Source organism: Bradyrhizobium sp. 179 (assembly GCF_023073535.1).
GTDB lineage: Bacteria > Pseudomonadota > Alphaproteobacteria > Rhizobiales > Xanthobacteraceae > Bradyrhizobium.
In genome coordinates this window covers 305,108-330,912 of the sequence record NZ_JADPJR010000053.1, presented here as the reverse complement: position 1 = coordinate 330,912, position 25,805 = coordinate 305,108, and the positions used below count along the sequence as shown (strand labels likewise).

Below are 25,805 nucleotides of genomic sequence, written 5' to 3'. Positions count from 1 at the left end.
CGGCGGCCCGTGTTTTCCCGGTGAGACAGTCAGCTCTCTAGAGGCTTAACGCGCGGCATGATTCGCATTTCGACGATCTTCATCGCCATCTGCATGGTTCTGGTCGCGGCCTCGCTCGGGCTCGTGCTCTATTCGGTCGCCGGCATCAGCGGAACCGAATCCGCGATCGTGGCGCTGACCGCGCTGACCTTCCTGATCCTCTACAACGCGGTGTCGATGCGGCTGCGCGACCGCAGCGACGTCGGCGGCCAGATCGCCGACCTTTCGCGCGGCACTGCCGACCTCGCGCGCCAGGTGGCCGAGTTTGGCCGCCGGTTAGCTGCAATCGAGGGACGCATCGCCTCGTCCAATTCGACCAACGCCGAGCGCATCCAGTCGGTGGTCGGCGAGATCAACGAACTCGGCGGACTGGTCAGGCAGCTCGCCACCACCGTCTCGGCCCATGAAGACCTGCTAGCTGGCGGCGCTCCGGTATCAGCCGCAAGCCCGGTCGAGAAACAGGAGCCCGCGCCGCTCGACCTGAGCGCGACGATCGACGAGCGGCCGGCTGACCCGTCACCGCTGCCCGTAGCCCCGCCACCTCCCGCAGCGCAGCCGCGGCCTTCACAGACGGTCCCGACGCAGGTCGCCAACGGCCGCAACCAGACCCAATTGTTGGCGACGCTGCGCAACGCGATCGACGAAAACCGCATCGATATCTTCCTCCAGCCGATGGTGACGCTGCCGCAGCGCAAGGTGCGGTTCTACGAGGCCGTGACGCGCTTGCGCGATGAGCGTGACCAGCTGATCGCCGCGGAGGAGTTCATCAGCATCGCCGAGGCCTCCGGGCTCATCGGACGCATCGACAACATGGTGATGCTGCGCTGTGTGCAGGTGCTGCGGCGCCTGATGGTGCGCAACAAGGATGTCGGCGTGTTCTGCAACGTCGCGGCCTCCACGCTCGGCAATTCCACCACCTTCGCGCAATGTCTCGACTTCCTTGAAGCCAACCGGGCGCTGGCGCCCTCGCTGGTGCTGGAGTTCAAGCAGTCGACCTTCCGTAACCTCGGTCCGGCCGAGACCGAGAATCTCGCCGCGCTCGCCCAGCGCGGCTTCCGCTTCTCGATCGACCATGTCACGGATTTGCGCATCGAGCCGCGCGAGCTCGCCGACCGCGGCGTGCGCTTCATCAAGGTGCCGGCCACGCTGCTGCTCGATCCGAAGCAGGCCTCGGCCTCGGACATCCACCCGTCCGACCTCTCCGACCTGCTCGGCCGCTTCGGCATCGACCTGATCGCCGAACGGATCGAGGGCGAGCGCGCGGTGGTCGACCTGCTCGATTATGACGTGCGGTTCGGCCAGGGCTTTTTGTTCGCACCGCCCCGGCCATTGCGGCCTGAAGGGGCATCTGCTACCGGCGGGGCCTCGCCGACTCCGGCGCAGGACATCCAGGGATCCAATGGCTCCGGTACACCCAGTTCAGGCGGGACGTCTTCCGCGCCTCCGTCACAGCGTATCATCGGCAACGCCGCGCTCGCGCGCCGCATCTGATCGGCCGCACGCATCATGACCACGCTGCATTTTGTCGAAAGCCTGCGCCAGCTCGTGGGTGACGTCGACGTCATACTCAGCGACATCTGGGGCGTGGTCCATAACGGTCTCGAATCCTTCCCCGAAGCCTGCGAGGCGCTGCATACCTATCGCAGCCGCGGCGGTACGGTGATCCTGATTACCAACGCACCACGCCCGGCCGACTCCGTGCAGCGGCAATTGCGCAAGCTCGGCGTCGCGGACGAGACCTATGACGCGATCGTCTCGTCAGGCGACCTGACGCGGCTCTATGTCGCCGAGCATCCCGGCCGCAAGATGTTCTGGCTCGGCCCCGAGCGCGACAACTCGATCTATCGGGGCCTCGATGCGACGACCGCGCCGCTGGAGCAAGCCGATTACATCGTCTGCACCGGTCTCTATGACGACGAGACCGAGACGGCGGAAGACTATCGCGCAATGATGCTGAAGGCGCGCGAGCGCAAGCTGACGCTGGTGTGTGCCAACCCTGACATCGTGGTCGAACGCGGCGACCGGCTGATCTATTGCGCCGGCGCCATCGCCGAGCTCTATCGTGAGCTCGGAGGCGAGGTGATCTTCTACGGCAAGCCGCACCGGCCGATCTATGAGCGCGCGATGGCGCTCGCCGGTGAACGCCAGGGCCACCCGATCGACCGGCGGAAGGTGCTGGCGATCGGTGATTCCGTCCGCACCGATCTCACCGGCGCGCGCGAGTTCGGCATCGACTGCCTGTTCGTCACCCGCGGCATTCATGCCGAAGAGTTCGAGGGCCTCGACCAGCTCGACCCGGCGTCCGTGATGGAATTGTTCGGCCATCCGCCGAAGGCGCTGATGCGCGAATTGAAGTGGTAGAAATATCGTGCCCGGGTCGCCATAAGCGCGTTTACGCGCGTGTTCGACGCGCTATGGCGAAGCGCTGAGAGCCGGGGCCCGGAAGCCGCAAGTGACGTCGTGGATAGACTGGATCCCGGCTCAGCGTCGCGTCACTCATGTGCCGCGCCTTGTCCGGGACACCAAAGTGCCTTACGCGCTTGCCATGTCCGGGAAGACCGCCTCGATCTTGGTCTTCAGCGTCGCCGCATTGAACGGCTTGACGATGTAGTTGTTCACGCCGGCCTTCTTGGCCGCGATCACGTTCTCGGTCTTGGACTCGGCCGTGATCATGATGAAGGGCGTGGTGGCGAGGTTCGGATCCGCGCGCACTTCGCGCAGGAGGTCGTAGCCCGTCATCGGCTCCATGTTCCAGTCGGAGATCACGAGCCCGTACTTCTTGCCGCGCATCTTGTTCAGCGCTGCCGAACCGTCGCTGGCATCATCGATATTCTCGAAGCCAAGCTGCTTCAGCAGATTCCTGATGATACGGATCATGGTGCTGTAGTCATCCACCACCAGAACCGGCATCGACAAATCAACCGCCATCTCGACTCCCCCAACGCAAACGCAGGAATATTACGATCGGACCTGCCAAGGCGAAGCCCGGCAGTTCCACGCCTCAAGGAGTAGCATCAAGGCGTTAAACAGCCCGTTAACTGCGGATGCCACCAGTGGACTGAAATCGTGTTCAATGTCCCGCTCCGCCCGCTTGACTTGGTCAGGTCGGTCGAGCCACGGTCCGGCCCGGTCCTGCCCCCGGTTTGAGAATTCCCCTGATGGCCTCGCCCTTTACTGTCATCCGCGACACAACGCCGGATTCCGCGATTCCGCGGGGTGCAGTGGTCGCCATGGGCAATTTCGACGGCGTTCATCTCGGCCATCGCGCCGTGATCACGGCCGCCCTGGAAATGGGCCGGGCGCATGGCCGCCCTGCGCTGGCATTGACCTTCGAGCCGCATCCGCGGCGGTTTTTCAGCCCCAACACCCCGCAATTCCGCCTGACGGACGAGCGGGCCAAGCTGCGGCTTTTGGCCGGCACCGGCCTTGCCGGTGCCGTGGTCATGACCTTCGACAAGGCGCGCGCCGGAACCAGCGCGCAAGATTTCATACACCATGACCTGATCGGCCGCCTTGGCGTCAGCGGCATTGCCGTCGGCTACGACTTCCATTTTGGCAAGGGTCGCGTCGGCTCGCCGAGCCTGCTGGTCAACGAGGCGCCCCGGCTTGGCATCGAGGTCGACGTGCAACCCCATATCGATATCGACGAGCGGCCGGTCTCCTCCAGCGCGATCCGGATCGCGCTCGCCGAGGGGCAACTCGATGAAGCCACCACCATGCTGGGTGGTCCCTGGTTCATCACCGGCGAGGTGATCCACGGCGAGAAGCGCGGCCGCGACCTTGGCTATCCCACCGCCAACATCCGCCTGGACGCCAATTGCGGCCTCAAGCACGGCATCTACGCCGTGCGGATCGGCCGCGGCACCGAGCGCCTCGGCGGCGTGGCGAGTTTCGGCCGCCGTCCGACCTTCGACAATGGCGCGCCGCTGCTCGAAATCTTCCTGTTCGACTTCAAGGGCGATCTTTACGGGCAGGTGCTCGACTGCGCTTTCGTCGGCTTCATCCGCGAAGAGCTGAAATTCGACAGCCTGGAGGCCCTGATCCGCCAGATGGACGACGATTCCGCCCGCGCCCGCGCCATGTTGGCCGCCGCCCCGGATGCGTTTCCGAAACTTGGCGTGATCGATTGAGCCCGAACCGGGCCACCCCACCTTTGCGCTTCCCCCGTCCGGCTGCTATGGAGAGCCCATGTTTGCGCGGCGCATCATAGGGATTAGCGGCCCGGCTTCCGCCTGAGCCTTCGGCTCGGCGCAAGACCGGGATGTATCGTCTCACCCCGCGATTCCCTATCGCCATCCGTTTCCCGCGCCCTTCCGAGCCAGTCAGCCTCATGTCCGAAAAGCCGCAAAAGTCCCAAAAGTCTGAAGTCAAAGACTATTCGAAAACCCTGTTCCTGCCGCAGACCGAATTCCCGATGCGCGCCGGCCTGCCGCAGCGGGAGCCGGAGATCCTCAAGCGCTGGTATGAGATCGGCCTCTACGAGAAGCTGCGCGAGAGGGCGAAGGGCCGCGCCAAATTCGTGCTGCATGACGGCCCGCCCTACGCCAACGGCAACATCCATATCGGCACGGCGCTGAACAAGATCCTGAAGGATCTCGTCACCAAGAGCCAGCAGATGCTCGGCTTCGATTCCAACTACGTGCCGGGCTGGGACTGCCACGGCCTGCCGATCGAGTGGAAGGTCGAGGAAGAGCACTATCGCAAGAAGGGCAAGCAGAAGCCCGACTTCCGCGATAGTGCCGCAATGATCGACTTCCGCAAGGAATGTCGCGCCTATGCCACGCATTGGCTCGGCGTGCAGCGCGAGGAATTCAAGCGCTTGGGGGTGATCGGCGACTGGGACCATCCCTACGCCACGATGAGCTATCCCGCTGAAGCCCAGATCGCGCGCGAGCTGATGAAGTTCGCCGCCAACGGCACGCTCTATCGCGGCTCCAAGCCGGTGATGTGGAGCGTGGTCGAGAAGACCGCGCTGGCCGAAGCCGAAGTGGAGTACGAGGACTACACATCGGACACGGTGTGGGTGAAGTTTCCGGTGACCTCGCCAGCGCACGGTGCGCTCGCCTCCGCAAGCGTCGTGATCTGGACCACCACGCCATGGACGCTGCCGGGTAACCGCGCCATCTCATTCTCGCCGAAGATCGGCTATGGCCTGTACAAGGTGACGGACGCGCCCGCCGACAATTGGGCCAAGCCCGGCGATCTCCTCATCCTCGCCGATGCGCTCGCTGCAGAAGTCTTTAAGCAGGCGCGCGTGACGGCCTATGAGAAGGTCCGCGACGTCCCCGGCGACACCATGGACGCGATCGAGTGTAGCCATCCGCTGAAGGGCCTCGACGGCGGCTACGACTTCATCGTGCCGCTCTTGCCCGGCGACCACGTCACGGATGACACCGGCACCGGCTTCGTGCACACGGCACCCGGCCATGGGCGCGAGGACTTCGACGCATGGACGGCGCAGGCGCGCGATCTCGATGCGCGCGGCATCAACACCGCGATCCCCTATACCGTCGATGAGAACGGCGCCTACACCGATCATGCGCCGGGCTTTGCCGGCAAGCGCGTCATCAACGACAAGGGCGAGAAGGGCGACGCCAACGAGGCCGTGATCAAGGCGCTCGTCGAAAGGGGCATGCTGCTCGCGCGCGGTCGGCTGAAGCATCAATACCCGCACTCCTGGCGCTCCAAGAAGCCGGTGATCTTCCGCAACACGCCGCAATGGTTCATCGCGATGGACAAGGATGTTGCCGCTGACGGCAACACCAGGTCCGGCGACACGCTGCGCGCGCGCGCGCTGCACGCGATCTCGGTGACGCAATGGGTGCCGCCGTCGGGCGAGAACCGCATCAACGGCATGATCGAGGCCCGCCCGGACTGGGTGATCTCGCGCCAACGCGCCTGGGGCGTGCCGATCGCCGTGTTCGTGCGCGAGAAGGGCGACGGCTCGGCCGAGATCCTCCAGGACGAAGCCGTCAATGCGCGCATTGGGCAAGCCTTCGAGAACGAAGGCGCGGACGCCTGGTATGCGAAGGGAGCGCGCGAGCGCTTCCTCGGGCCCCGCGCCAACGAGGACTGGCAGAAGGTCGACGACATTCTCGACGTCTGGTTCGATTCAGGCTCGACGCACGCCTTTGTGCTCGAAGACCCTGTACATTTCCCCGGCCTTGCCGGCATCAAGCGCAAGGTCGACGGCGGCACCGACACGGTGATGTATCTCGAAGGCTCGGACCAGCATCGTGGCTGGTTCCACTCATCGTTGCTGGAGAGCTGCGGCACGCGCGGTCGGGCTCCTTACGACATCGTGCTGACCCACGGCTTCACCCAGGCCGAGGACGGCCGCAAGATGTCGAAGTCGCTCGGCAACACCATCGAGCCGCAGGCCGTCATCAAGGAATCCGGCGCCGACATCCTGAGACTCTGGGTTGCATCCTGCGACTACACCGACGACCAGCGCATCGGCCCCGAGATCCTGAAGAACACCGTCGAGACCTATCGCAAGCTGCGTAACACCGTGCGCTGGATGCTGGGTACGCTGCATCACTACAAGCCGACCGACGCAATCGAGCCCGCCGAGATGCCGGAACTCGAGCGCTTGATGCTGCACGAGCTCGCGGTGCGCGCCGCCGCGATCGGCAAGGCCTATCGGGAGTTCGACTACAAGACCGTGGTCGCTATCCTGTCCGCGTTCCTCAACAGCGAGCTGTCAGCGTTCTATTTCGACATCCGCAAGGACACGCTCTATTGCGACCCACCGTCCTCGCTGACGCGCAAGGCGGCGCTGACGACCATCGACCTGTTGTGTGCCTCGATCCTGAAATGGCTGGCGCCGATCCTGAGCTTCACCGCCGAGGAAGCTTGGCGCATGTACCGGCCGAACGCCGAGCCTTCGGTGCACCTGACGCTGTTTCCTGATGGCCTCGAGAAGCTCCGCGACGACAAGCTCGCCGCCAAGTGGGAGACGATCCGCAACGTGCGCCGCGTCGTCACCGGCGCACTCGAGCTCGAACGCGCCGCCAAGAACATCGGCTCCTCGCTCGAGGCCTCGCCGGTGATCTATGTCGCCGACCGGGCCATGCTGGCGACGTTGTTCGATGTCGATCTCGCCGAAGTCTGCATCACCTCGAACTACGAGGTGCGCGAGGGCGAGGCGCCGGCTTCCGCGTTCCGTCTCGATGCCGTGCCGGGCGTCGCAGTCGTCGTCGAGAAGGCGGTCGGCACCAAGTGCGCCCGCTCCTGGAAGATCTCGCCGACGGTGGGCGAAGACCCCGAATACCCCGACGTCACCCCGCGCGACGCCAAGGCGTTGCGTGAATGGAAGGCGCTGGGGGTGGCGGTCTGACCGTCAGCCATGACCCCGCTGCGCGCCGGGATCATCTCCGCCCTGGTCACACTCGTCCTCGACCAGGCCTCTAAGCTTTGGCTGCTGAACGTGTTCGACCTCGCCCGCCGCGGCGCGGTGCGGGTGACGCCGTTCTTCGATTTGGTGCTGGCCTGGAACATCGGCATCAGCTTCGGCTGGCTCCAGAACGACAGCCAGGCGGCGCAGTTCGCGCTGATGGCCGTCAAAGGTATTGCGGTGGTCGCGCTGGCGATCTGGATGGCCCGCTCCCACACCCTCCTTGCCACGATTGCGCTCGGCCTGATCATCGGGGGCGCCATCGGCAACGGCATTGACCGCCTGGCCTATGGCGCGGTGGTGGATTTCGCCCTGTTTCACATCGAGATTGGCGGAAATATCTATAATTGGTACGTGTTTAACCTCGCCGACGTGGCCATCGTTGCTGGGGTGGCGGCGCTATTGTATGATTCCTTCCTGGGGGTACCCGCCGCAAAAGCGCCCTGATCCCGGCCGATACGACCGGCGGGTGGAACCCGCTTTTGCGAGGGTCAAGCCGCGTGCGAGCGGCAATCTGCCACAATATGGAACAGGTATGGTGATGCGCAGCTCGAAGACCAGCGGTTCGATGGTTCGAGACCCCCAACGGGGCATCTGGCGGGCATTGAAATTGTCCGCAGTCGCGCTTGGCATCGGTCTCGTCATGTCGTCCGGCGCCGCCCGCGCCGGTGACGACGACGAGGACGACGACATGACTTTCGAAGAGAAGCTCATCGACAATCTGATGTCCGGCATCGGCGCCAAGAGCATGGAGAAGCCCGGCATCGAGTACCGCGAGCGTTCGCCGCTGGTCGTGCCGCCCAAGCTCGACCTGCCGCCGCCCGCCGCAACCCAGGCCAAGAATGCGCCGAACTGGCCGAAGGACCCCGACGAGAAACGCCGCAAGGAAGCCATTGCCGCGCGGAAGAAGGCCAACAAGGCGCAGGAGAGCTGGCAAGCCGCTCAGCCGCTGTCGCCCGCCGAGATGAAGGCCGGCCAGGTCGCCGCAGCCCCCCGCACCAGCAACGATCCGATTCAGCCGGGCACCAACGGCAACCCGTCGCTAATGCCGGCCGAGCTCGGCTATTCCGGCGGTCTCTGGGGCATGTTCAAGGGCAACAGCTCGGAAGAGAAGGCATTCACCAGCGAGCCGCCGCGCCAATCGCTGGTCGAGCCTCCGCCGGGTTATCAGACGCCGTCGCCGAACTACGCCTATGGCTCCGGACCGGACAAGTCGCGGCGGACCTATTTCGACATCATGTCGGGCAAGGACAAGGAACAATAGCGTTCCCGTCGCGCCGCGACGTCCTGACAGAAGCGAACCCTGCGCCGGCGACTCGTGCACGCCGGACACGGTTCCTGAATTGCCGATCAGTAACTTGCCTACGCGTTGAGTTCTCTGCTTCGTGACGCGAAGCCTCAGCCGCACGGTGTACGATGCCGTGCCTCCGAGCCGGAGATCCGGACCTCGGCCTGTCATAAGGATCATGATGTTCTCTTACCGATCGGCTGCCTGCCTCCTTGCCGCGCTGCTTTCGACGAGTGTCCTGACGGCCGGCGCGTCCCTCGCCCAGACCACGGTAACATCGGCCCCGCCCGCCAGCTTCACGCTCAGCAACGGCATGCAGGTCGTGGTGATCCCGGATCACCGCACGCCCGTGGTCACGGAGATGATCTGGTACAAGGTCGGCTCGGCCGACGAGACTCCGGGCAAATCCGGCCTCGCACACTTCCTCGAGCACCTGATGTTCAAGGGCACCTCGAAGCATCCCGTCGGCGAATTCTCCCAGACCGTGCTCCGCGTCGGCGGCAACGAGAACGCCTCGACCTCGGTCGACTACACCAACTACTACCAGCGCGTTCCGCGCGAGCAGCTGCCGACCATGATGGAGTTCGAGGCCGACCGCATGACCGGCCTCATCCTCAAGGACGAGAACGTGCTGCCCGAGCGCGACGTCGTGCTCGAAGAGTACAACATGCGCGTCGCCAACAATCCGGACGCGCGGCTGAACGAGCAGATCATGGCCGCGCTCTATCTCAATCATCCCTACGGCCGGCCGGTGATCGGCTGGCATCAGGAGATCGAGAAGCTCGATCGCGAGGATGCGCTCGCCTTCTACCGCCGCTTCTACGCGCCAAACAACGCCATCCTGGTGATCGCCGGCGACGTCGATGCCGCCGATGTCCGCCCGTTGGTCGAGCGCAATTTCGGCTCCATCCCGGCCCAGGCCGCCATCCCGGCGCGGCGCGTTCGTCCGCAGGAGCCGGAGCCGGCCGCCCCGCGCACCGTCACGCTGGCCGACCCGCGCGTCGAGCAGCCGAATATGCGGCGCTATTACCTGGTGCCCTCGGCGACGACCGCTGCGGCCGGCGAGAGCGCGGCCCTCGACGTGCTCGCGCAGCTGATGGGCAGCGGCAGCAATTCCTATCTCTACCGCGCCCTCGTCGTCGACAAGCCGCTCGCGGTCTCCGCCAACGCCAGCTATTCGAGCATCTCGCTCGACCCGACCCAGTTCGCGATCTCGGCCGCGCCGAAACCCGGTGTCAGCTTCGCCGAGGTCGAGCAGGCGGTCGATGGCGTCATCGCTAATGTCGCGCAGAACCCGATCCGCGCCGAGGATCTGGAGCGGGTCAAGACCCAGCTTATCGCGGAAGCGATCTACGCCCAGGACAACCAGGCGGTGCTGGCGCGCTGGTATGGCGGCGCGCTGACCACGGGCCTGTCGATCGAGGACATCAGGAGCTGGCCCGACCGCATCCGCGCGGTCACGGCCGAGCAGGTTCGCGCCGTTGCGCAGAAATGGCTCGAGAAGAAGCGCTCGGTGACGGGCTATCTGATCAAGGACACCGCCACCGCCAAGCGCGAGGAGAAGCGTTCGTGACCTATTCCCTTCTTCGCGCAAGGCGCTTCCTGCGAACAAGACATTTCGCGCTGTCCTTCGTTACCGGCGCGGCCCTCGCACTGGCTGCGGTCTCGCCGTCCTATGCAGCCGCAAAGATCCAGCACCTGATCTCTCCGGGCGGCATCGAAGCCTGGTTCGTGCAGGACGCAACCGTGCCGCTGATCGCCATGGAATATTCCTTCGCCGGCGGCTCGGCCCAGGACCCCCCAGACAAGTCGGGCGTCGCCAACATGGTTGGCGACCTCCTCGACGAAGGCTCCGGCGATCTCGACTCCAAGACGTTCCATGAACGGCTCGACCGCCGCGCCATCGAGCTCTCGTTCAACGCCACCCGGGATACCCTCCGTGGTAGTCTGCGCATGCTGCGCGACAACAAGGATGAGGCTTTCGACCTGCTCAGGATGGCACTGACCTCGCCGCATTTCGATGCGGCCGACGTCGAGCGCATCCGCTCGCAGGTCGTCTCGGGGCTGCGCCGCGAGACCACCAATCCGACATCGCTGGCGAGCCGCAAGTTCCTGGAGGTCGCCTTCGGCGGCCATCCCTACGGCCGGCAGAGCAACGGCAACCTCGACAGCTTGCCGACCATCACGGTCGCCGACATGAAGGATTATGTCGGCCGCGTGCTTGCCAAGGATGGGTTGAAGATCGCGGTCGTCGGCGACGTCGATCCGGCCACGCTCGGCAAGCTGCTCGACCACACCTTTGGCGCCCTCCCCGCCAAGGCCAACCTCACGCCGGTCGCGGACGTCGAGGCCGCAAAGCCGCCGCAGCGCGCTTTCGTGACCCTCGACGTGCCGCAGACCGTGATCACCTTCGGCGGCCCCGGGCTGAAGCGCAGCGATCCCAACTTCATGGCAGCCTATGTCGTCAACCACATCCTCGGCGGTGGTGGATTGTCCTCCCGGCTCTATCGCGAGGTCCGCGAGAAGCGCGGGCTGGCCTATTCCGTGTACGAATCGCTGCTCTGGATGGAGCATTCGGCGCTCTTCATCGGCAATACCGGCACGCGCGCCGACCGCGCGGGCGACACCATCGACGCCATCGAGAAGGAAGTCCGCCGCATCGCCGACGAGGGCCCGACGCAGAAGGAGCTCGACGAAGCCAAGTCCTACCTCAAGGGCTCGCAGATGCTGGCACTCGACACGTCCTCCAAGCTGGCGCAAGCGCTGTTGCAGTATCAGCAGGACAAGCTGCCGATCGACTATATCGAGAAGCGCAACGCCATCGTCGATGCCGTGACGCTGGACGACGCCAAGGCGGCCGCCAAGCGCCTGTGGGGCCAGGGGCTTCTGACCGTCGTCGTCGGCCGCGCGCCGCAGGCTGCCGCACAACCGGCGGCAGCACCTGCGACCAAGTCGAACTGACGGTCGGGTAAAAAGTCTCCTGAATGGGCCGGGCTCGTCCCGGCCATTTGCGTTTCCAGATGCACCATTGCCGAACCTGGACGTCCGCGATATGTCCGGACATTACGAATGGTGCCATCATGCTGCGGATATCCCGCGATCTCGTCATCGACGAGGACGACATCGAGATCGGCTTTGTCCGCGCCTCCGGGCCCGGCGGGCAGAACGTCAACAAGGTCGCGACCTCGGCGCAACTGCGCTTCGACACGCGCAAACTGACCCTGCCGGAGGATGCCGCCATCCGGCTTGCCCGCATCGCCGGACAGCGCATGACCAAGGACGGCGTGATCGTGATCCACGCCCAGCGCTTCCGCACCCAAGAGCGCAACCGGCAGGATGCCATCGACCGGCTCACCGAGATGCTGCGCGAGGCGATGGTCCGCCCGATCCCGCGGCGGGCGACACGGCCGACCTTCGCGTCCAAGCAGCGCCGGCTCGAGGGCAAGAAGCGCCGCAGCGACGTTAAGGCGAAGCGCGGGCGCGGTTTCGACGATTGACTGATTGTCGAAAAACCTCCGGCCGCCAAGCGACCGAAGGTTTGCCGTTTCGCAGACCAAATCGCGATGAGATCAGGGTGAATCGTCATCGCGCTTTAGGTCTTTGTTTGAGCATGATCTTTGCGGAAACCCGCTGCACACTTTTGCTGATCATGCGCTAGCGTCAGTAGCGCTTGCCGGTCGCGGCACCGCCCGAAACGGAATCGTCGGCCGTGCCCTTGTGCGTCGCGCTGCCCGTGGTTCCGGCGGCGCCCTTGGTGCCTTTGGTCGACTTCATGCCGACCTTCTCGCCCGCGGCTCCCTGCTGTGCGCCGAGGTCCTCATCCTCGCTTCCTGACGCGCCGCCCTGCATGGGTTTGCTTTGCACGGTGCCGCCCGGCCTGGCGCCAGATGACGTACCTTGCGCAAGAACGGGCGTCGCAATCAGGGCCGAGAGAGCGCATGCGATCACGGAGGTCTTCACCAATTTCATCCATTTCTCCTGGATTTTTCGCGATGACGGTTCGGCTGCTTCCTGCGCCGCTCGCCTGCACCGAACCGGTTCATCGCGAAGAGAGTTCGAACGGCGCGGTCGTGATGCAAGCCGCGTGGTGTGTTGATCGTTTAGGGATTTCGCGGCGGTTTCGCGGAATTGTGCTCCTCATATGCGGCGGCTCGTGCACGCACGCCGCATTCATCGGGACTGCCAGAAGCGCTGGATTTCCCACATCTGGTATGTGGGAAGCGCGACCTTCCCCATGCATTTGTTGCGAGGCGGCGTTAGACTGGGACATTCGCCGAGTGAACCCATGCCCGTCCGCCAACTTCCCGAACAGATCGTTAACCGCATCGCCGCCGGCGAGGTGGTCGAGCGCCCGGCGAGCGTGGTCAAGGAGCTCGTCGAGAACGCGATCGATGCCGGCGCCAGCCGCATCGACGTTTTCACTGACGGCGGCGGGCGGCGGCGGATCGGCATCACCGACGACGGCGGCGGCATGACCGCAAAGGATCTCGCCCTCGCAGTCGAGCGCCACGCCACCTCCAAGCTCGACGACGAGGATCTGCTGCAGATCCGCACGCTGGGGTTCCGCGGCGAGGCGCTGCCCTCGATCGGGTCGGTCGCGCGTCTTTCCATCACCACCCGGCACGCCAGCGAGCCGCACGCCTGGGCGCTCACCGTCGAGGGCGGCGAGAAGTCCGAGATCATGCCGGCGGCGCTCGCGCATGGCACGCGGGTCGAGGTCGACGATCTCTTTTATGCGACGCCAGCACGGCTGAAATTCCTGAAGACCGACCGCACCGAGGCCGAGGCGATTCGCGAGGTGGTGCGGCGGCTGGCGATGGCCCGGCCCGATATCGCCTTCACGCTCGCGGGCGAGGAGCGCGCGCCGGTGACCTGGGCAGCGGCGCTGCCCGGCGCGGCGGGACGATTGACGCGGCTCGGCGATATTCTGGGCGCGGAGTTTCGCAGCCATGCCGTCGAGGTTCATGCCGAGCGCGAGGACGTCGTCGTCGCCGGCTATGCCGCGGCGCCCGCACTGACGAAAGCCAACGCGCTCGGGCAATATCTGTTCGTCAACGGCCGTCCGGTTCGCGACAAGCTGATCCTCGGCGCGGTGCGCGCGGCCTATTCCGACTACCTGCCCCGCGACCGCCATCCCGTAGTGGCGCTGTTCGTCACGCTCGATCCGCGAGAGGTCGACGCCAACGTGCATCCAGCCAAGACCGAGGTCCGCTTCCGTAACGCCGGGCTGGTGCGCGCACTGATCGTGCATGGGTTGAAGGAAGGGCTTGCGCGGGAGGGCCGGCGCACCGCCGCCAATGGCGGCGAGAGCGCGCTCTCTTCGTTCCGGCCCGCTTTCACGCCGCGCCCGGCAAGCTGGGACTGGCGAGCCTCGCCATCCGCTCCAGCCGCGTCGATCCGGTCCTTCGAAGGTTCAGCGGCTTCGGCTTTCGCCGAGCGCGCGCAAGCCGCATTCGATGTCGGTGCACCCAGTGCGGACGTGCGGATCGAGGCGCACCCCGTCAGCGATCTCGTCGACCGCCCGCTCGGCGCCGCGCGCACCCAGATCCACGAGACCTACATCGTCTCGCAAACCCGCGATGGCCTCATCATCGTCGACCAGCATGCCGCGCACGAGCGCATCGTCTATGAGCGGCTGAAGGCTTCGCTTTCGGCGAATGGCGTGCAGCGGCAGATCCTGTTGATCCCCGAGATCGTCGAGATGGATGAGGCCACGGTTGAGCGCCTGCTCGATCGGAACGAGGAGCTGGCGTCGTTCGGTCTCGCCATCGAATCTTTCGGCCCCGGCGCGGTCGCGGTGCGCGAGACGCCGTCGCTGCTGGGCAAGACCGATGCAGGCGGGCTGCTCCGCGATCTCGCCGAGCACATGGCCGAGTGGGACGAGGCATTGCCGCTGGAGCGTCGCCTGATGCATGTCGCCGCCACCATGGCCTGCCACGGCTCGGTCCGCGCCGGCCGCCGGCTGCGGCCGGAGGAGATGAACGCCCTACTCCGCGAGATGGAGGACACCCCGAACTCCGGTCAGTGCAATCACGGCCGTCCGACCTATGTCGAGCTGAAGCTGTCGGATGTCGAGAAGCTGTTCGGGCGAAGGTGACCTACGTCTTGCGCTTCAAAAACACGAACTCCGTGTCGTCGTACGCGCGCCGCTCCAATTCTTCGTAACCCTCAGGCGTCACGAACTGCGCGGCCTTCGCCTCCTCCACCACGAGCAGCGCGCCCGGCGTGAGCCAGCCGCCATCGCGCAAGCTCGCCAGCGCTTTCTCCGCAAAACCCTTGCCATAGGGTGGATCGAGGAACACCAGCGAGAAGGGCTCGACGGGATGCGCGGGACCCAGATCGGTCGCATCGCGGCGATAGACTTTTGTCACGCCACCCAGGCCGAGCGCTTCGACGTTATTACGGAGCAGCGCGCGGGCCTCGGCGCCAGTGTCGACGAACAGCGTGAACTTCGCGCCGCGCGACGACGCCTCGATGCCGAGCGCGCCAGTGCCGGCGAAGAGATCGAGCACACGCGCGTCCTCAATCGGATCGTCATAGGCGTGCACGAGGATGTTGAACACGGACTCGCGCAGGCGGTCCGCCGTGGGGCGGATGTCGCGCGAGGACGGTGAGGCGAGATTGCGCCCCTTCAAGCGACCGCCGACGACGCGCAACTAGTCCTCCTGCGGCTTCAAATCGCGCTTGCCGTGATAGCCGCGCTTGGGACGGCGCGGCGGGCCATAGCCGCTTGCTTCCAACTCGTTGCGCTCGCGCGCCTCCTCGCTGCCAGTACGCTGCACCAGCACGCGGCGGCCCTTGCGGTCGTTGATCACGGCGCGGTTCATCGGCTTCTTCGGGGCGTCGTCGTCGCGCGTAGCGGATTTCGCGGGCACGTCGAACTCGGCGCCCGACTTCTCGATCACCTTGTCGCCGAGCTGGTCGCGCAGCACGCGCGACTTGATCTCCTCGACTTGGCCCTCGGGAATCTCGCCGAGCTGGAATGGGCCGTAGGAGACGCGGATCAGCCGGTTCACCTCGAGGCCGAGATGGGCGCAGACGTTGCGCACCTCGCGGTTCTTGCCCTCGCGGATCGCGAACACCAGCCAGACATTGGCGCCTTGGTCGCGCTCCAACGTCGCTTCGATCGGACCGTATTTGACGCCCTCGATCTCGATACCGTGCTTGAGCTCGTCGAGCTGGGCCTGGGTGACGTCGCCATGGGCGCGGACACGGTAGCGGCGCAGCCAGCCGGTGTCGGGCAGCTCAAGCGTACGCGCGAGGCCACCGTCATTGGTCAGCAGCAACAGGCCCTCGGTATTGAAGTCGAGCCGGCCGACGCTGATCAGGCGCGGCAGACCTTCGGGCAAATTGTCGAACACGGTCGGGCGCCCCTCGGGGTCGTCGTGCGTCGTCATCAACCCGCGCGGCTTGTGGTAGAGGAACAGCCGCGTCCGCTCGCGCGGTGGCAACGGCTTGCCGTCGACCGCGACCACGTCGTTCTGCGTCACGTCGAGCGCGGGCGAATTGATCACCCGCCCGTTGACCGTGACGCGGCCCTGCGTGACCATCTCCTCGGCGTCGCGGCGCGAAGCGAGGCCCGCGCGCGCCAGCACTTTTGCGATGCGCTCGCCGGCCTTCTTCGGCTTCGGCGCGTCTTCACGGCGCGGCCGCCCCTCGAAGTCGCGATCGCGCTCGCGATAGGCACCGCGGCCGCCAAAGGCGGGGCGCTTCTCAAAGATCCTGCTGTCGTCCTCGTTCGCGCGGCGCGGACGATCACGGGAATGACCTTCATTGCGCGGGTGCTCGTGCCAGTCGGAGCGGCCCTCGGAGCGCTCGCGCGGACGAGCGAATTTCTGGCGGTCACCACCGCGCCCGCCACGTTCGCCCTCGCTCTCACGGCGGGGCCGGTCGAACTTTGCGCGATCCTCGCGTGGCCGGTCGAATTTGGGCCGCTCACGAAATGGACGATCGCCGCCCGATGCACGATCGTCACGCGATCGCGAGAACCGCGGACGGTCATCCCCGCGGCCGCCTTCGCGGCGGTCGTCACGCTTCTGCCACGGCTTCTCTTCGCCGCGATCGCGGCCGCCGAAGTTTTTGCCGAAATCCTTGCGCGGGCGATCGCCGTGCGGACGATCGTCGCGCTTCTGCCACGGCTTTGAATCGCCGCGATCGCCGCGGTCGCGCTCGGGTCCGCCCCGCGAAAACTTCCGCTCGCCCTCGAACTTGCGTTCCGGACGATCGCCGCGCGGTGCGTAGGGGCGCTTGTCTCCAAATTTCTTCTCGCCGGTCCGGCCGGCCGGGCGGGAATCGTCGCGATCACGGCCGCGCGGCGGACGGTCGTCACGTCCATAGGACGGGCGATCACCGCGCGGCCCAGACGACCGCTTCTCGCCATCGCGCGAGGGGCGATCGGAAAACGGACGGTCGCCACGCGGCTTGAAGCTGCGCTCGCCGCGGCCCTCTGTGCCGCGGTCGTCGCGCTTGAAGCGCGGACGGTCGCTGAAATCGCGGCGCGGCGCATCGCCCTCCTCGCGGCGGCGAAGCGGGCGGCCCTCACGCCCCTCGCGAGGCGGACGGCTGTCGCGGTCGCCCTTGCCCTCGAAGCCGCGCTTGGCGAATTTCTTGTCCGGTCCCCGGGGCTTGCCGGTACGGCCCTTGGAAGGGCCACGATCACGCCGGCCGCGGGAATCGTTGTCTTTGTCGCTGTCGCGAGGCATGAATAATCTCACTCAGGGGTAGCCAGAAAGCATTGTGCGCGCTCGTTCCGAGCCGCATGCTCAGGCAAAATCGGTATCCACTCTTGCTGAAGGCGGAGCTAGTAGCAGGTTTCTGGCGATGATACGAGGCATGAAAGCCCCTTCTTTCATGGATTTGGCGCTCAAGACGGCCGAAAATGCCGGAAAATCGGGCGAAGTTCCGATCGGATGCGTCGTGGTCCGCAATTACGAGGTCATCGCCACCGCCGCCAATCGGACGCTGACCGATTATGACCCGACGGCCCATGCCGAGATCATTGCGCTGCGCGAGGCGGCGAAGAAGATCGGCAGCGAGCGCCTCGTCGACTGCGACCTTTACGTGACGCTGGAGCCCTGCACCATGTGTGCGGGCGCGATCTCCTTTGCAAGGGTGAGACGGCTCTATTACGGCGCCGCCGACCCGAAGGGCGGCGCGGTCGAGTCCGGCGTGCGGTTCTTTGCTTCCCCGACCTGCCATCACGCGCCGGACGTCTATTCCGGCGTCGGCGAGAGCGAGGCGGCGCGGCTGCTGCGGGAGTTCTTTCGCGAGCGGCGCTAATCCGCGAGGAAGAACTCGCGCAACGCCCTCGCGGTGGCGTCCGGGTTCTCCTCGGTGAGGAAGTGGCCGGAATCCACCGGCATGCCCGCGACATTCGTGGCCCATTGCGTCCAGGTGTCGAGCGGGGTGGCGGCGGCCTGGGCGATGCCGGCATTGCCCCACAGCGCCAGCATGGGAATGGTGATCTTCTTGCCGGCCTCGAAATCAGCCTTGTCGAGGTCGTAGTCGAAATAGGCGCCGGCGCGATAGTCTTCGCACATCGCATGCACCCGGGCGGGATCGCGGAACGGGGCGAGGTAGTGCTCGAGCGCGCGCTCGTCGATCGCCTCCAACGTCTTCGACTTGGTCTGGCTCGCCATCTTGAAGCGCAGGAAGAACTCGCCATTGCTCGCGATCAGGGTCTCGGGCAGCGGATAGGGCTGCGCCAGGAAGGTCCAGTGGTAGATCTTCAGCGCGTAGGCGCGGTTCATTCGCTCCCAGTAATTATAGGTCGGCAGGATATCGAGCACGGCCAGGCGCGACAGCCGGCCGGGATGGTCGAGCGCGAGGCGGTAGGCGACGCGGCCGCCGCGGTCGTGGCCGGCGAGCGCGAAATGGACATGGCCGAGGCGCTCCATCACCTCGACCATAGCTTTAGCCATGGCGCGCTTGCTGTAGGGAATATGCAGTGCATCGCTGGCGGGCATGTCGGACCAGCCATAGCCCGGCAGGTCGGCAACGATCAGCGTGAACCTGTCGGCCAGCTGCGGCGCGACGCGGTGCCACATCACATGGGTCTCGGAGAAGCCATGCAGGAGCAGAAGCGGCGGCCCGCTGCCGCCGACGAGGGCGAAGATGCGGCCGAAGGAGGTATCGACCCATTCGGCAGCAAAGCCCGGATAGAGATCGGCGAGATCGGACATCTTCTTGCATCCTTATTGGTCAGTCCCGGGGGGGGGGGGGCGCCGACAACGTAAAATGTCGAAAACAACCCCATGCACAGTAGCGGTATTATCGGCGGGGCAGCTAACCCCAACCGCTGATTACACATATCTGGATTGCCGATGTGGCGGCGCGGTGGCACCAAAGCCTCGAGATGCCGATCGGCGCTTTTTGCGCGCCGTCCGGAACGACGAGCTAAGTCTTGCTAATTCTTGGCCTTCTCCGCTTCCACCGCCTGCCAGCCGATGTCGCGGCGGCAGAAGCCTTCCGGCCAGTCGATACGGTCGACGGCCTGATAGGCACGGCCTTGCGCCTCGGTCACGGTCTTGCCTAGCGCGCAGACATTGAGCACGCGGCCGCCATTGGCGAGGATCGCGTCATCCTTCGCCACGGTGCCGGCGTGGAAGATCTCGACGGTGTCGACTTTGGCGGCGTCATCGAGCCCACGGATGCGCGTGCCCTTCTGGTAGTCGCCCGGATAGCCCTTCGCCGCAATCACAACCGTGAGCGCGGATTCCGGATGCCAGCGCAGGTCGAAATTCTTCAGCTGTCCGTCGCAGGCCGCAAGGAAGGCCGGCACGATGTCGCTCATCATGCGCAGCATCAAGACCTGGCACTCGGGATCGCCGAAGCGGACGTTGAACTCGAACAGTTTGGGCCCCTGCGTCGTCAGCATGATGCCGGCATAGAGCACGCCGCGGAACGGCGTGCCGCGCTGCTTCATGCCCGAGACCGTCGGCAGGATGATCTTCGCCATGATCGCGTCGTGGATGGCGGGCGTGACCAGCGGCGTGGGCGAATAGGCACCCATGCCGCCGGTGTTCGGGCCGACGTCATGGTCGAACACGCGCTTGTGGTCCTGGGCCGAGGCCAGCGGTATAGCCGTCTCGCCGTCGCACAGCGCGAAGAAGCTGATCTCGCGGCCGGGCAAAAACTCCTCGATCACGACCTCCGTGCCGGCCTCGCCGAAGGCGCCCTCGAACATCATGGCGATGGCGTCCTCGGCCTCGCGCACGGTCTTGGCGACCACGACGCCCTTGCCGGCGGCAAGGCCGTCGGCCTTGACCACGATCGGCGCGCCCTGGCTCTGCACATAGGCGCGCGCATCATCGGCCTTGGTGAATCGCTTGTAGGCGCCGGTCGGAATGCCGAACTCGGTGCACAGCGCCTTGGTGAACCCTTTGGAGCTTTCGAGCTGGGCCGCCGCCTTGCTCGGGCCGAACGCCTTGATGCCGGCGGCGCTGAGATCGTCGACGATGCCGGCCGCCAGCGGCGTCTCCGGGCCGATCACCACGAGCTCGACCGCGTTCGTCTTGCAGAAGTCGATCACCGCGGCATGGTCGGCGACATCGAGCGCCACGCACTCCGCCTCCTTTGCGATGCCGGCATTGCCGGGCGCGCACCAGAATTTGGTCACCAGGGGAGAGGCTGCGATCTTCCACGCCAGAGCATGTTCGCGGCCGCCGGAACCGAGCAGGAGAATGTGCATCGAAGGCTCAGAATGAGGGGTTTTGCTGAGGGCGGAGGTCGCACGAATCGGGGTGGGGCTCAAGGGGGCTGGGCTCCGGACCCCACGTCATTCCGGGGCGCGGCGAAGCTCCTCTTCCCTTCCCCCCTTGTGGGAGAGCCGACAAAGGAAATAGCCCAGCAACATCAGTCGGTCCACGTCGGAGCGTATCGGCAGTTTAGAAAATAGTAGATTCCGCTGATACTCGCGGGAAATAGCGCGTCGGTTCGCTAACGGCAGGTCGCTAGGCGAAGCCCAGCCGGAGCCGAACGCGCCTATGGTGGCCCGGCGCGAGTCAGCGAGCCTTGAAGACGTAAAGCGCGGCGATAACGGCGACGCCCAAAAGCGCGACGCCTAGCCAACCCCAAACGTCTTTGGTCTGGTCGTCATCGCTCGGATTGAAAAGGGCGCGGGTCAGCACGATGCCGATCGCAGCGAAACAAACGGTCCCAGCAATATCCGACAGCGTGAGGGTCGCCAGCGGCGTGTTCGAGATATCCTTCGGTGCCCAGATATACAGCAGAAGAAACAGCGCGGCGTAAGTAAGTAACCTCGTGACGAAGCCAATCGGTCGGAGCCATCGTCGATTCTCGGCAACCCCGGCAGCTTCGATCCTGCTGGCCTCACAGAAGCGCTCGAATTCTACGAGCGAGTCCGCGATCTCTTCCGGAGTGGGCGGATTCGGTTCTAGTTTGAGGGGACTTTTGCGGGTGGACGGGCTTCGACGCGCGATAAGTAGACCCAATACCATCACAACTAACAAAAACAGTCCCAATCCTAGCACGGCCACGCCAACTGAATCTGTCATTGCTCAAGTCCCGGAACCGTCGAGCAGCGCCATCAATTCGTCGCCGTCGATGCGGACCGTATCCGTCCCGTCTTCCCATCGTCGGACCATCAGTTCGGCAGCGAGTCGTTGCACCTTGGCTGCGTGCTCTCTTAGGATCTCCTCGGCAAGCCGGTAGCCTTCCGCGCGCGCGGAGCGTCTCTTGGCTTCAGGCAGCTCCAATAGCAGTCTCCGCATCTTCCTGAAGTCACTGATCTTTGTCCCTCGGGACGATCTCGCGTCGAAAGCATGCTCGGCTCTGCAGCCGGCAACACAAACCGCAAGGTTGTTGACCTGCTCGACGAAGTTTTGCGAGTGCGACCTGCCATTGCCGGTCGTCAAATCGATCTCCACGAATACGACATGTGCGCCGAGAACACTCGCAACGATGGCGTGGCCTGCCTCGTGGACCGTTAGCGCGCGATCCCTCGCGTCAAAGTGAGCCACGAACAATTCAATACCGGCTTCGTCATCTTCCTGAGGTGCGCTCATTCGGAGGTGTCCAGCTTGTCCATCTCAGACGGGCGCTCTAAAACCGCACCGTCGGTCGTTTCTATCTGCTCGTCGGCGTTGATCAGCACGCCTTCAAGCAACTCGCGATGCCGCTCCTGCAAAAACGCGAGCGCTTGGCCATCATCGACCTTATGTTCGAGCTTCTCTTTGACGAACTGAAGTCGAGCGTTGTTCTCTTCGAGGATTTCGCCCCAAGTCTTCACGCCGACCTTCACCCTGTCAGTCCGCTGGATCAGACGGCGCTGAGGATCGGGCCCGCCCCGTATGCGGGCCTCGACTTGCTTGTTGTAGGCATCAGAAATGATCCAGAAATGCCAACGCAACCCTTCAACCCGGTTGAACCGAGGGTCTTCCTCCACGGCTAGGGCGCAACCCTCGATTTGATTCAGGTGTTCCGCATTGATAGTGACTTTTGGGGCCTTAAGCTCGATCACCAGATGTTCAAGGTCGTCCGCACGATGTCGGCGTTGTGCGCGCGAGAGCATGAGATCGACTATGCCGCGCGCTTTGTTGATCACTTTGACCGGGTCGTCGATGACGAGATCGGAATCGAGCTTATCCCGATGCACTTTCAGCACCGTAGTAAGGTCCTTGTCGCTGGCCCAGAGATTATACTCCTCTCCGAAAATCCACGTATTTTGCTCTAAGATCTTATGAAGCTGCGAACGCTCGCGCAGCTTCTGGCGAGCCTCGTAGTCGAACAGGATAAACCGCAGGGCTTCGAGGAACTTCAATCGATCAGCGACAAGGGTAGCCGCACTAATGATTCCGGCGAGCGTGGTCTCGTTAAGCAGTTCAGCCAGCTCTTTCTGCTTTCGCTTGGGTAATTTCAGAACTTGATCGAGAATAAGCTGCAGCTCGGCCGGACTGCGCTCGATGGCATGGCGCAACAGCCTCAGGTGTAGGGCGGTTTGCTTTGAGGCCGTCTCGCAGAATTCTGGCGAGGCATCTTGAACAGTAACGGCGACGATGTCGAAAATCTGGCGCTCGGCCTTCTCAACGGGAGTCACCGGGTCACCTTCGTAGGGATAGACCTTCTTTTCCTTCCATTCGTCAACGACGATCCGAGCCCGCTCAGCCCCGCGATTTCGGAAGACCTCTTTGACCTTTGCTCGCGCTTCCTCGATTGAGGCAACCAGAGCCGGGACCATTTCCGCGAGATCAAGCCGTCCGTCTTGATGCAGCTCGCTGATAAAGCTGGATTTCAGGTAAGCAGAAAAATGGAAGTCCCCTACATGGAAGCGCGTCTCTACTTGCGATAACGGGAAGCCCTGCTCGTTGCACAGATAAAGGGTTCGGCGGGTTTGTCCGCGCCATTCGATTATTTCGAGATCGACAGAGTGCTGTTCTCCATCATCGTCCGCGATGGGCGCTAATTCGAAGTTCCATGTACCTGCGATTGCCCGATCCGGGTCGATTCGCTCGCCTGCGATCGTGATCGTAACGTTGCGATATCCTTGAGATAGATAGCGAATATCTCAGAAAGCTCTTGAACGGCGTTTTCCGGCTGTAACGAACTGAACTGCCTTTTCAGTTCGGATATCACCACCGTTACTCCCGTGGCAGCGCCGGGAGCCGGTGCTTCCTCCCCAACACGGGCCCGCTCAATCTGTTGCTCCAGCACGGCGACATCATAGCGGAACGGAGTGCCATCTCTCGCATAAATGATCTTCCAATCGACCACCCCGCCGAGGGCAAACGCTTTGAACCGGCCGCGCCCCTCGCGTCCGTGGAGCATGCGATTCAGGCGGGGTGTGGTCAGCCGTAGTTGCTTCCAAGATCCTCCAAGGTTTTTGAAGACCTGCGGAGCCTCATCGCGCGGAATGCCGTCTCCATTGTCCGCAACAACGATTTTAGAGATGCCGCCGATACCGTCTGACTCGAACTCAATGCTGACAGATGTCGCGTCAGCATCGAGAGAATTCCAAATCAGCTCCGCGAGCGCCTGCATAGGCTGCGCTTTCGCCTGCCGCGCGAGAAAATCAGGCCTTACTTCGACCTTTACTTCTTCCTGCATGGTACCCCCTATCTCTTACTACCTCGGAGAGCACTGAAAAGCGAGGGGTTGTACGTTCGTCCTTGACTCGGGTCGCCCGACACTCCCGCAAGAGAGAGGGCACTATGATCTGCATCGCAGAAAGCTACACCTGTTTCCCCGCGATGATCTCCTGCAGTGTCGCCACATGCCGCGCAAACGCCCCCCGCCCCGCAGCCGTGGCCGTTACCGTCGTCTGCGGCTTCTTGCCGACGAAGGCCTTGTCCACCGAGACGTAACCGGCCTTGGCGAGGGTCTCGATATGTGCGCCGAGATTGCCGTCGGTGGCGCCGGTGAGCTTCTTCAGCCGCGTGAATTCCAGGCCGGTCGACTGCGGCAGCGCGTTCAGCGCCGCCATGATCTTCAGCCGCAGCGGCTGATGGATGATGTCGTCGAGCTCGGCCAATTCTAGCTCCGCCGCATCCAGAGGCCGCCGAGGATCAGGCCGCCGCCGTTGACGAACGCCATCCAGAGCGGGAACGCCTCACCGATGTAGAAGAAGCCGATCAACGTTAGCGCCGAAATGCCGAGACCAATCGCAACGAAGGCGTAACCGAACCAGAGACCCGCGAGCGCGTAGAACAGCATGAAGTAGAGCGGCCAGAACGCACCCAACTGGCGTGGCCCGAAATGGCCGATCACGTTGGTGCAGAGATAACCGAAGCCGAAGAACAGCACGAACACCAGCAGCAGCCTGATGCCGAAGGCGGCACCATGCGGGTGATGTGGTGGATTGAACAAGCGAAGCGCAACCAGACCGCCGACGCCCATGACGTCTACGGCAACCCAGGCATAGACTGCGTAGACCGGCCAGAGCCAGGTCACGACATTCCCTGCAAAGACCAACACGCCCCACCACACGGCAGCGATGCTCGCGAGGTCATAGAGCTGCGATTGCTTCACGCGCCGGACGATGTCGTCGATATCGGCCAGCGCCGCGGACGCCTCCTTGCTGTCGATCATGACTGCCCTGCCCCGCGCGTCGCCACATCTTCGGCGATCGCGGAGACGGCCTTTGGATTGGTGACGATGCCCATGTGGTTGACGCCGTCGATGATCTTGACGTCGACGGACGGCTTGATGGCCTGCACGGCTTCCGCATATTTGTCCGAGATCATCATCTCGTCCTCGGCGCCGCCGATGATCGTGATCGGACGCGTCGTCGCGGGAAGATCGATGCGATAGCCGCGCGTCGCGAAATTGCGCATCAGGCGGTCGGAATAGGTCGAGGTGAGATACTTCGCCGAATTCGCCGGCACCGCGAAGGCGAGCACCGGAAGCTGCGCACAGCAGTCGATGCCGAGCCTACGCAGTGCGGTCAGGCCGAGGAAGCGCGGGAGGTCCATGTTGGCCCAGCCGCCGGCCTTCGGCCTGTTCGTCGGCGCATCATAGCCGAGATAGGGCGCGAGCAGCACGGTGCGGACGAACATGTCCTGCATGATCGGTGTCGCGGCAACGCGCAGCGAAAAGCCGGCGCCGGCGGAATGGCCGATCAGGGTGAGCGGCAGATCAGGCGCGTTCCTGCGGACATGAGCGACGAAGTCGACGAGGTCGTCCTCGAGCTGGCCGACATAGCCGATGTCGCCGCGCGTGCCAGAGCCGCCATGGCCGCGGATGTCCAGCGCCCAGGTCTCCACTCCGCGCGCGGCGATCGCATGGGTCAGCGCGTGATTGACGGTGCCGCTGGAGCCGGAGGAGCCATGGATGAAAATCGCGCCGCGGCCCGTCTCCTGGCCTTTCGGCGCATAATGGCGATAACCGATCCAGGTGCCATCGCGGGCCTGAAAGCGTTCGAGCGGTGGCAACGTGGACCAGTCCATGCCTTTGGCTGAATCCGAGACCGATCGCATCTCGGGCGGCCGCTCCAGCGGCGTTGCGATCATGGCGCCCAGGATCAGCGCCACGCCGCCGACCGCACACAAGGTCCATTTCAGGCCGGTCAAAACGCCGCGCAGCAGCCGGATCGCCATGGCTCATCTCCCGAAACTCATCAATTAATAG

At 64.4% G+C, this 25,805-nt stretch carries 24 protein-coding genes; 11 read left to right on the top strand and 13 right to left on the bottom strand.

Annotation, left to right across the window (positions count from 1 at the left end; genetic code table 11):
- Positions 1–57: 57 nt before the first annotated feature.
- Together IVB12_RS13205 and IVB12_RS13200 are read left to right on the top strand one after the other, a co-directional pair.
- Positions 58–1,530 (top strand): EAL domain-containing protein, encoded by a 1,473-nt coding sequence (locus IVB12_RS13205; protein WP_247299445.1) that lies wholly within the window; start codon positions 58–60, stop codon positions 1,528–1,530.
- A gap of 15 nt (positions 1,531–1,545) precedes the next feature.
- Positions 1,546–2,400, top strand: a complete 855-nt coding sequence (locus tag IVB12_RS13200) for a TIGR01459 family HAD-type hydrolase (protein WP_247299443.1) — start codon at positions 1,546–1,548, stop codon at positions 2,398–2,400.
- A gap of 171 nt (positions 2,401–2,571) precedes the next feature.
- Here IVB12_RS13200 and IVB12_RS13195 read toward each other — a convergent pair whose 3' ends face one another.
- Positions 2,572–2,967, bottom strand: a complete 396-nt coding sequence (locus tag IVB12_RS13195; RefSeq protein ID WP_008567674.1) for a response regulator — start codon at positions 2,965–2,967, stop codon at positions 2,572–2,574.
- 230 nt (positions 2,968–3,197) lie between these two features.
- Between IVB12_RS13195 and IVB12_RS13190 the strand changes: the two genes are divergently transcribed.
- From IVB12_RS13190 to arfB, 7 genes are all read left to right on the top strand, one after another.
- The gene (locus tag IVB12_RS13190; protein WP_247299441.1) at positions 3,198–4,169 is read left to right on the top strand and encodes a bifunctional riboflavin kinase/FAD synthetase; all 972 of its coding nucleotides are present in this window, start codon (positions 3,198–3,200) and stop codon (positions 4,167–4,169) included.
- Positions 4,170–4,369: 200 nt separating this feature from the next.
- Positions 4,370–7,378: an isoleucine--tRNA ligase gene (ileS, locus tag IVB12_RS13185; RefSeq protein ID WP_247299439.1), complete on the top strand. Its 3,009-nt coding sequence runs from the start codon at positions 4,370–4,372 to the stop codon at positions 7,376–7,378.
- 9 nt (positions 7,379–7,387) lie between these two features.
- Positions 7,388–7,882 (top strand): signal peptidase II, encoded by a 495-nt coding sequence (gene lspA / locus IVB12_RS13180; protein ID WP_247299437.1) that lies wholly within the window; start codon positions 7,388–7,390, stop codon positions 7,880–7,882.
- Positions 7,883–7,976: 94 nt separating this feature from the next.
- Positions 7,977–8,699, top strand: a complete 723-nt coding sequence (locus IVB12_RS13175) for a hypothetical protein (protein WP_247299512.1) — start codon at positions 7,977–7,979, stop codon at positions 8,697–8,699.
- A 202-nt stretch (positions 8,700–8,901) separates the two neighbouring features.
- A complete protein-coding gene (locus IVB12_RS13170) occupies positions 8,902–10,296 on the top strand; it encodes a pitrilysin family protein (protein ID WP_247299435.1) in 1,395 nt (464 codons plus the stop codon).
- Positions 10,215–11,684 (top strand): pitrilysin family protein, encoded by a 1,470-nt coding sequence (locus IVB12_RS13165; RefSeq protein ID WP_247299433.1) that lies wholly within the window; start codon positions 10,215–10,217, stop codon positions 11,682–11,684. The genes IVB12_RS13170 and IVB12_RS13165 overlap by 82 nt, the downstream gene beginning before the upstream one ends.
- A 119-nt stretch (positions 11,685–11,803) precedes the next feature.
- Entirely contained in the window at positions 11,804–12,220 is a 417-nt protein-coding gene (gene arfB, locus IVB12_RS13160; protein WP_247277573.1) for an alternative ribosome rescue aminoacyl-tRNA hydrolase ArfB, read from the top strand.
- A gap of 163 nt (positions 12,221–12,383) precedes the next feature.
- On the opposite strand, the gene IVB12_RS13155 is transcribed toward arfB, so the two are convergent.
- A complete protein-coding gene (locus tag IVB12_RS13155; protein WP_247299431.1) occupies positions 12,384–12,692 on the bottom strand; it encodes a hypothetical protein in 309 nt (102 codons plus the stop codon).
- A gap of 316 nt (positions 12,693–13,008) precedes the next feature.
- Here IVB12_RS13155 and mutL point away from each other — a divergent pair, with 316 nt between their 5' ends.
- Positions 13,009–14,820 carry a DNA mismatch repair endonuclease MutL gene (gene mutL / locus IVB12_RS13150; protein ID WP_247299429.1) on the top strand — a complete coding sequence of 604 codons (1,812 nt, stop codon included), beginning with the start codon at positions 13,009–13,011 and terminating at the stop codon, positions 14,818–14,820.
- 1 nt (position 14,821) lies between these two features.
- On the opposite strand, the gene rsmD is transcribed toward mutL, so the two are convergent.
- Both rsmD and IVB12_RS13140 read right to left on the bottom strand, forming a co-directional pair.
- Positions 14,822–15,379 (bottom strand): 16S rRNA (guanine(966)-N(2))-methyltransferase RsmD, encoded by a 558-nt coding sequence (rsmD, locus tag IVB12_RS13145; protein WP_247299427.1) that lies wholly within the window; start codon positions 15,377–15,379, stop codon positions 14,822–14,824.
- Entirely contained in the window at positions 15,380–17,425 is a 2,046-nt protein-coding gene (locus tag IVB12_RS13140; protein ID WP_247299425.1) for a pseudouridine synthase, read from the bottom strand. It lies immediately after the preceding gene.
- A gap of 118 nt (positions 17,426–17,543) precedes the next feature.
- Between IVB12_RS13140 and IVB12_RS13135 the strand changes: the two genes are divergently transcribed.
- Positions 17,544–18,002 carry a nucleoside deaminase gene (locus IVB12_RS13135; protein ID WP_247299423.1) on the top strand — a complete coding sequence of 153 codons (459 nt, stop codon included), beginning with the start codon at positions 17,544–17,546 and terminating at the stop codon, positions 18,000–18,002.
- Here IVB12_RS13135 and IVB12_RS13130 read toward each other — a convergent pair.
- The 9 genes from IVB12_RS13130 to IVB12_RS13090 form a co-directional block, all read right to left on the bottom strand.
- Entirely contained in the window at positions 17,999–18,904 is a 906-nt protein-coding gene (locus IVB12_RS13130) for an alpha/beta hydrolase (protein WP_247299421.1), read from the bottom strand. The two genes, IVB12_RS13135 and IVB12_RS13130, sit on opposite strands and share 4 nt — an antisense overlap.
- Positions 18,905–19,128: 224 nt before the next feature.
- The gene (gene purD, locus IVB12_RS13125; RefSeq protein ID WP_247299419.1) at positions 19,129–20,412 is read right to left on the bottom strand and encodes a phosphoribosylamine--glycine ligase; all 1,284 of its coding nucleotides are present in this window, start codon (positions 20,410–20,412) and stop codon (positions 19,129–19,131) included.
- A gap of 313 nt (positions 20,413–20,725) precedes the next feature.
- Positions 20,726–21,238, bottom strand: coding sequence for a hypothetical protein (locus tag IVB12_RS13120; RefSeq protein ID WP_247299417.1), 513 nt, complete (start codon positions 21,236–21,238; stop codon positions 20,726–20,728).
- 3 nt (positions 21,239–21,241) lie between these two features.
- Positions 21,242–21,748: a hypothetical protein gene (locus IVB12_RS13115; protein WP_247299415.1), complete on the bottom strand. Its 507-nt coding sequence runs from the start codon at positions 21,746–21,748 to the stop codon at positions 21,242–21,244.
- On the bottom strand, positions 21,745–22,920 hold the full coding sequence (locus tag IVB12_RS13110) for a hypothetical protein (RefSeq protein WP_247299413.1): 1,176 nt from the start codon (positions 22,918–22,920) through the stop codon (positions 21,745–21,747). Before IVB12_RS13110 ends, IVB12_RS13115 begins: the two co-directional genes overlap by 4 nt.
- A gap of 221 nt (positions 22,921–23,141) precedes the next feature.
- Positions 23,142–23,786 (bottom strand): ATP-binding protein, encoded by a 645-nt coding sequence (locus IVB12_RS13105; RefSeq protein WP_247299411.1) that lies wholly within the window; start codon positions 23,784–23,786, stop codon positions 23,142–23,144.
- A 124-nt stretch (positions 23,787–23,910) separates the two neighbouring features.
- Positions 23,911–24,210, bottom strand: a complete 300-nt coding sequence (locus IVB12_RS13100) for a transcriptional regulator (RefSeq protein ID WP_247299409.1) — start codon at positions 24,208–24,210, stop codon at positions 23,911–23,913.
- Between the two features lie 2 nt (positions 24,211–24,212).
- Complete coding sequence (locus IVB12_RS13095; protein WP_247299407.1) at positions 24,213–24,767, bottom strand: alkaline shock response membrane anchor protein AmaP; 555 nt, start codon at positions 24,765–24,767, stop codon at positions 24,213–24,215.
- Positions 24,764–25,774, bottom strand: coding sequence for an alpha/beta hydrolase (locus IVB12_RS13090; protein ID WP_247299405.1), 1,011 nt, complete (start codon positions 25,772–25,774; stop codon positions 24,764–24,766). The genes IVB12_RS13095 and IVB12_RS13090 overlap by 4 nt, the downstream gene beginning before the upstream one ends.
- Between the last annotated feature and the right edge of the window lie 31 nt (positions 25,775–25,805).

Excerpts from the sequence above, each read along its gene's own strand:
- ileS (WP_247299439.1), top strand. The coding sequence starts at position 4,370 with ATGTCCGAAAAGCCGCAAAAGTCCCAAAAGTCTGAAGTCAAAGACTAT.
- IVB12_RS13130 (WP_247299421.1), bottom strand. The coding sequence starts at position 18,904 with ATGTCCGATCTCGCCGATCTCTATCCGGGCTTTGCTGCCGAATGGGTC.
- mutL (WP_247299429.1), top strand. The coding sequence starts at position 13,009 with ATGCCCGTCCGCCAACTTCCCGAACAGATCGTTAACCGCATCGCCGCC.
- IVB12_RS13110 (WP_247299413.1), bottom strand. The coding sequence starts at position 22,920 with ATGGTCCCGGCTCTGGTTGCCTCAATCGAGGAAGCGCGAGCAAAGGTC.
- IVB12_RS13175 (WP_247299512.1), top strand. The coding sequence starts at position 7,977 with ATGCGCAGCTCGAAGACCAGCGGTTCGATGGTTCGAGACCCCCAACGG.
- IVB12_RS13190 (WP_247299441.1), top strand. The coding sequence starts at position 3,198 with ATGGCCTCGCCCTTTACTGTCATCCGCGACACAACGCCGGATTCCGCG.
- IVB12_RS13115 (WP_247299415.1), bottom strand. The coding sequence starts at position 21,748 with ATGAGCGCACCTCAGGAAGATGACGAAGCCGGTATTGAATTGTTCGTG.
- IVB12_RS13140 (WP_247299425.1), bottom strand. The coding sequence starts at position 17,425 with ATGCCTCGCGACAGCGACAAAGACAACGATTCCCGCGGCCGGCGTGAT.
- purD (WP_247299419.1), bottom strand. The coding sequence starts at position 20,412 with ATGCACATTCTCCTGCTCGGTTCCGGCGGCCGCGAACATGCTCTGGCG.
- IVB12_RS13155 (WP_247299431.1), bottom strand. The coding sequence starts at position 12,692 with ATGAAATTGGTGAAGACCTCCGTGATCGCATGCGCTCTCTCGGCCCTG.
- IVB12_RS13135 (WP_247299423.1), top strand. The coding sequence starts at position 17,544 with ATGATACGAGGCATGAAAGCCCCTTCTTTCATGGATTTGGCGCTCAAG.
- IVB12_RS13165 (WP_247299433.1), top strand. The coding sequence starts at position 10,215 with ATGGCTCGAGAAGAAGCGCTCGGTGACGGGCTATCTGATCAAGGACAC.
- IVB12_RS13090 (WP_247299405.1), bottom strand. The coding sequence starts at position 25,774 with ATGGCGATCCGGCTGCTGCGCGGCGTTTTGACCGGCCTGAAATGGACC.
- IVB12_RS13095 (WP_247299407.1), bottom strand. The coding sequence starts at position 24,767 with ATGATCGACAGCAAGGAGGCGTCCGCGGCGCTGGCCGATATCGACGAC.
- IVB12_RS13200 (WP_247299443.1), top strand. The coding sequence starts at position 1,546 with ATGACCACGCTGCATTTTGTCGAAAGCCTGCGCCAGCTCGTGGGTGAC.
- IVB12_RS13195 (WP_008567674.1), bottom strand. The coding sequence starts at position 2,967 with ATGGCGGTTGATTTGTCGATGCCGGTTCTGGTGGTGGATGACTACAGC.
- IVB12_RS13105 (WP_247299411.1), bottom strand. The coding sequence starts at position 23,786 with ATGCAGGAAGAAGTAAAGGTCGAAGTAAGGCCTGATTTTCTCGCGCGG.
- IVB12_RS13170 (WP_247299435.1), top strand. The coding sequence starts at position 8,902 with ATGATGTTCTCTTACCGATCGGCTGCCTGCCTCCTTGCCGCGCTGCTT.
- arfB (WP_247277573.1), top strand. The coding sequence starts at position 11,804 with ATGCTGCGGATATCCCGCGATCTCGTCATCGACGAGGACGACATCGAG.
- IVB12_RS13120 (WP_247299417.1), bottom strand. The coding sequence starts at position 21,238 with ATGACAGATTCAGTTGGCGTGGCCGTGCTAGGATTGGGACTGTTTTTG.
- lspA (WP_247299437.1), top strand. The coding sequence starts at position 7,388 with ATGACCCCGCTGCGCGCCGGGATCATCTCCGCCCTGGTCACACTCGTC.
- IVB12_RS13205 (WP_247299445.1), top strand. The coding sequence starts at position 58 with ATGATTCGCATTTCGACGATCTTCATCGCCATCTGCATGGTTCTGGTC.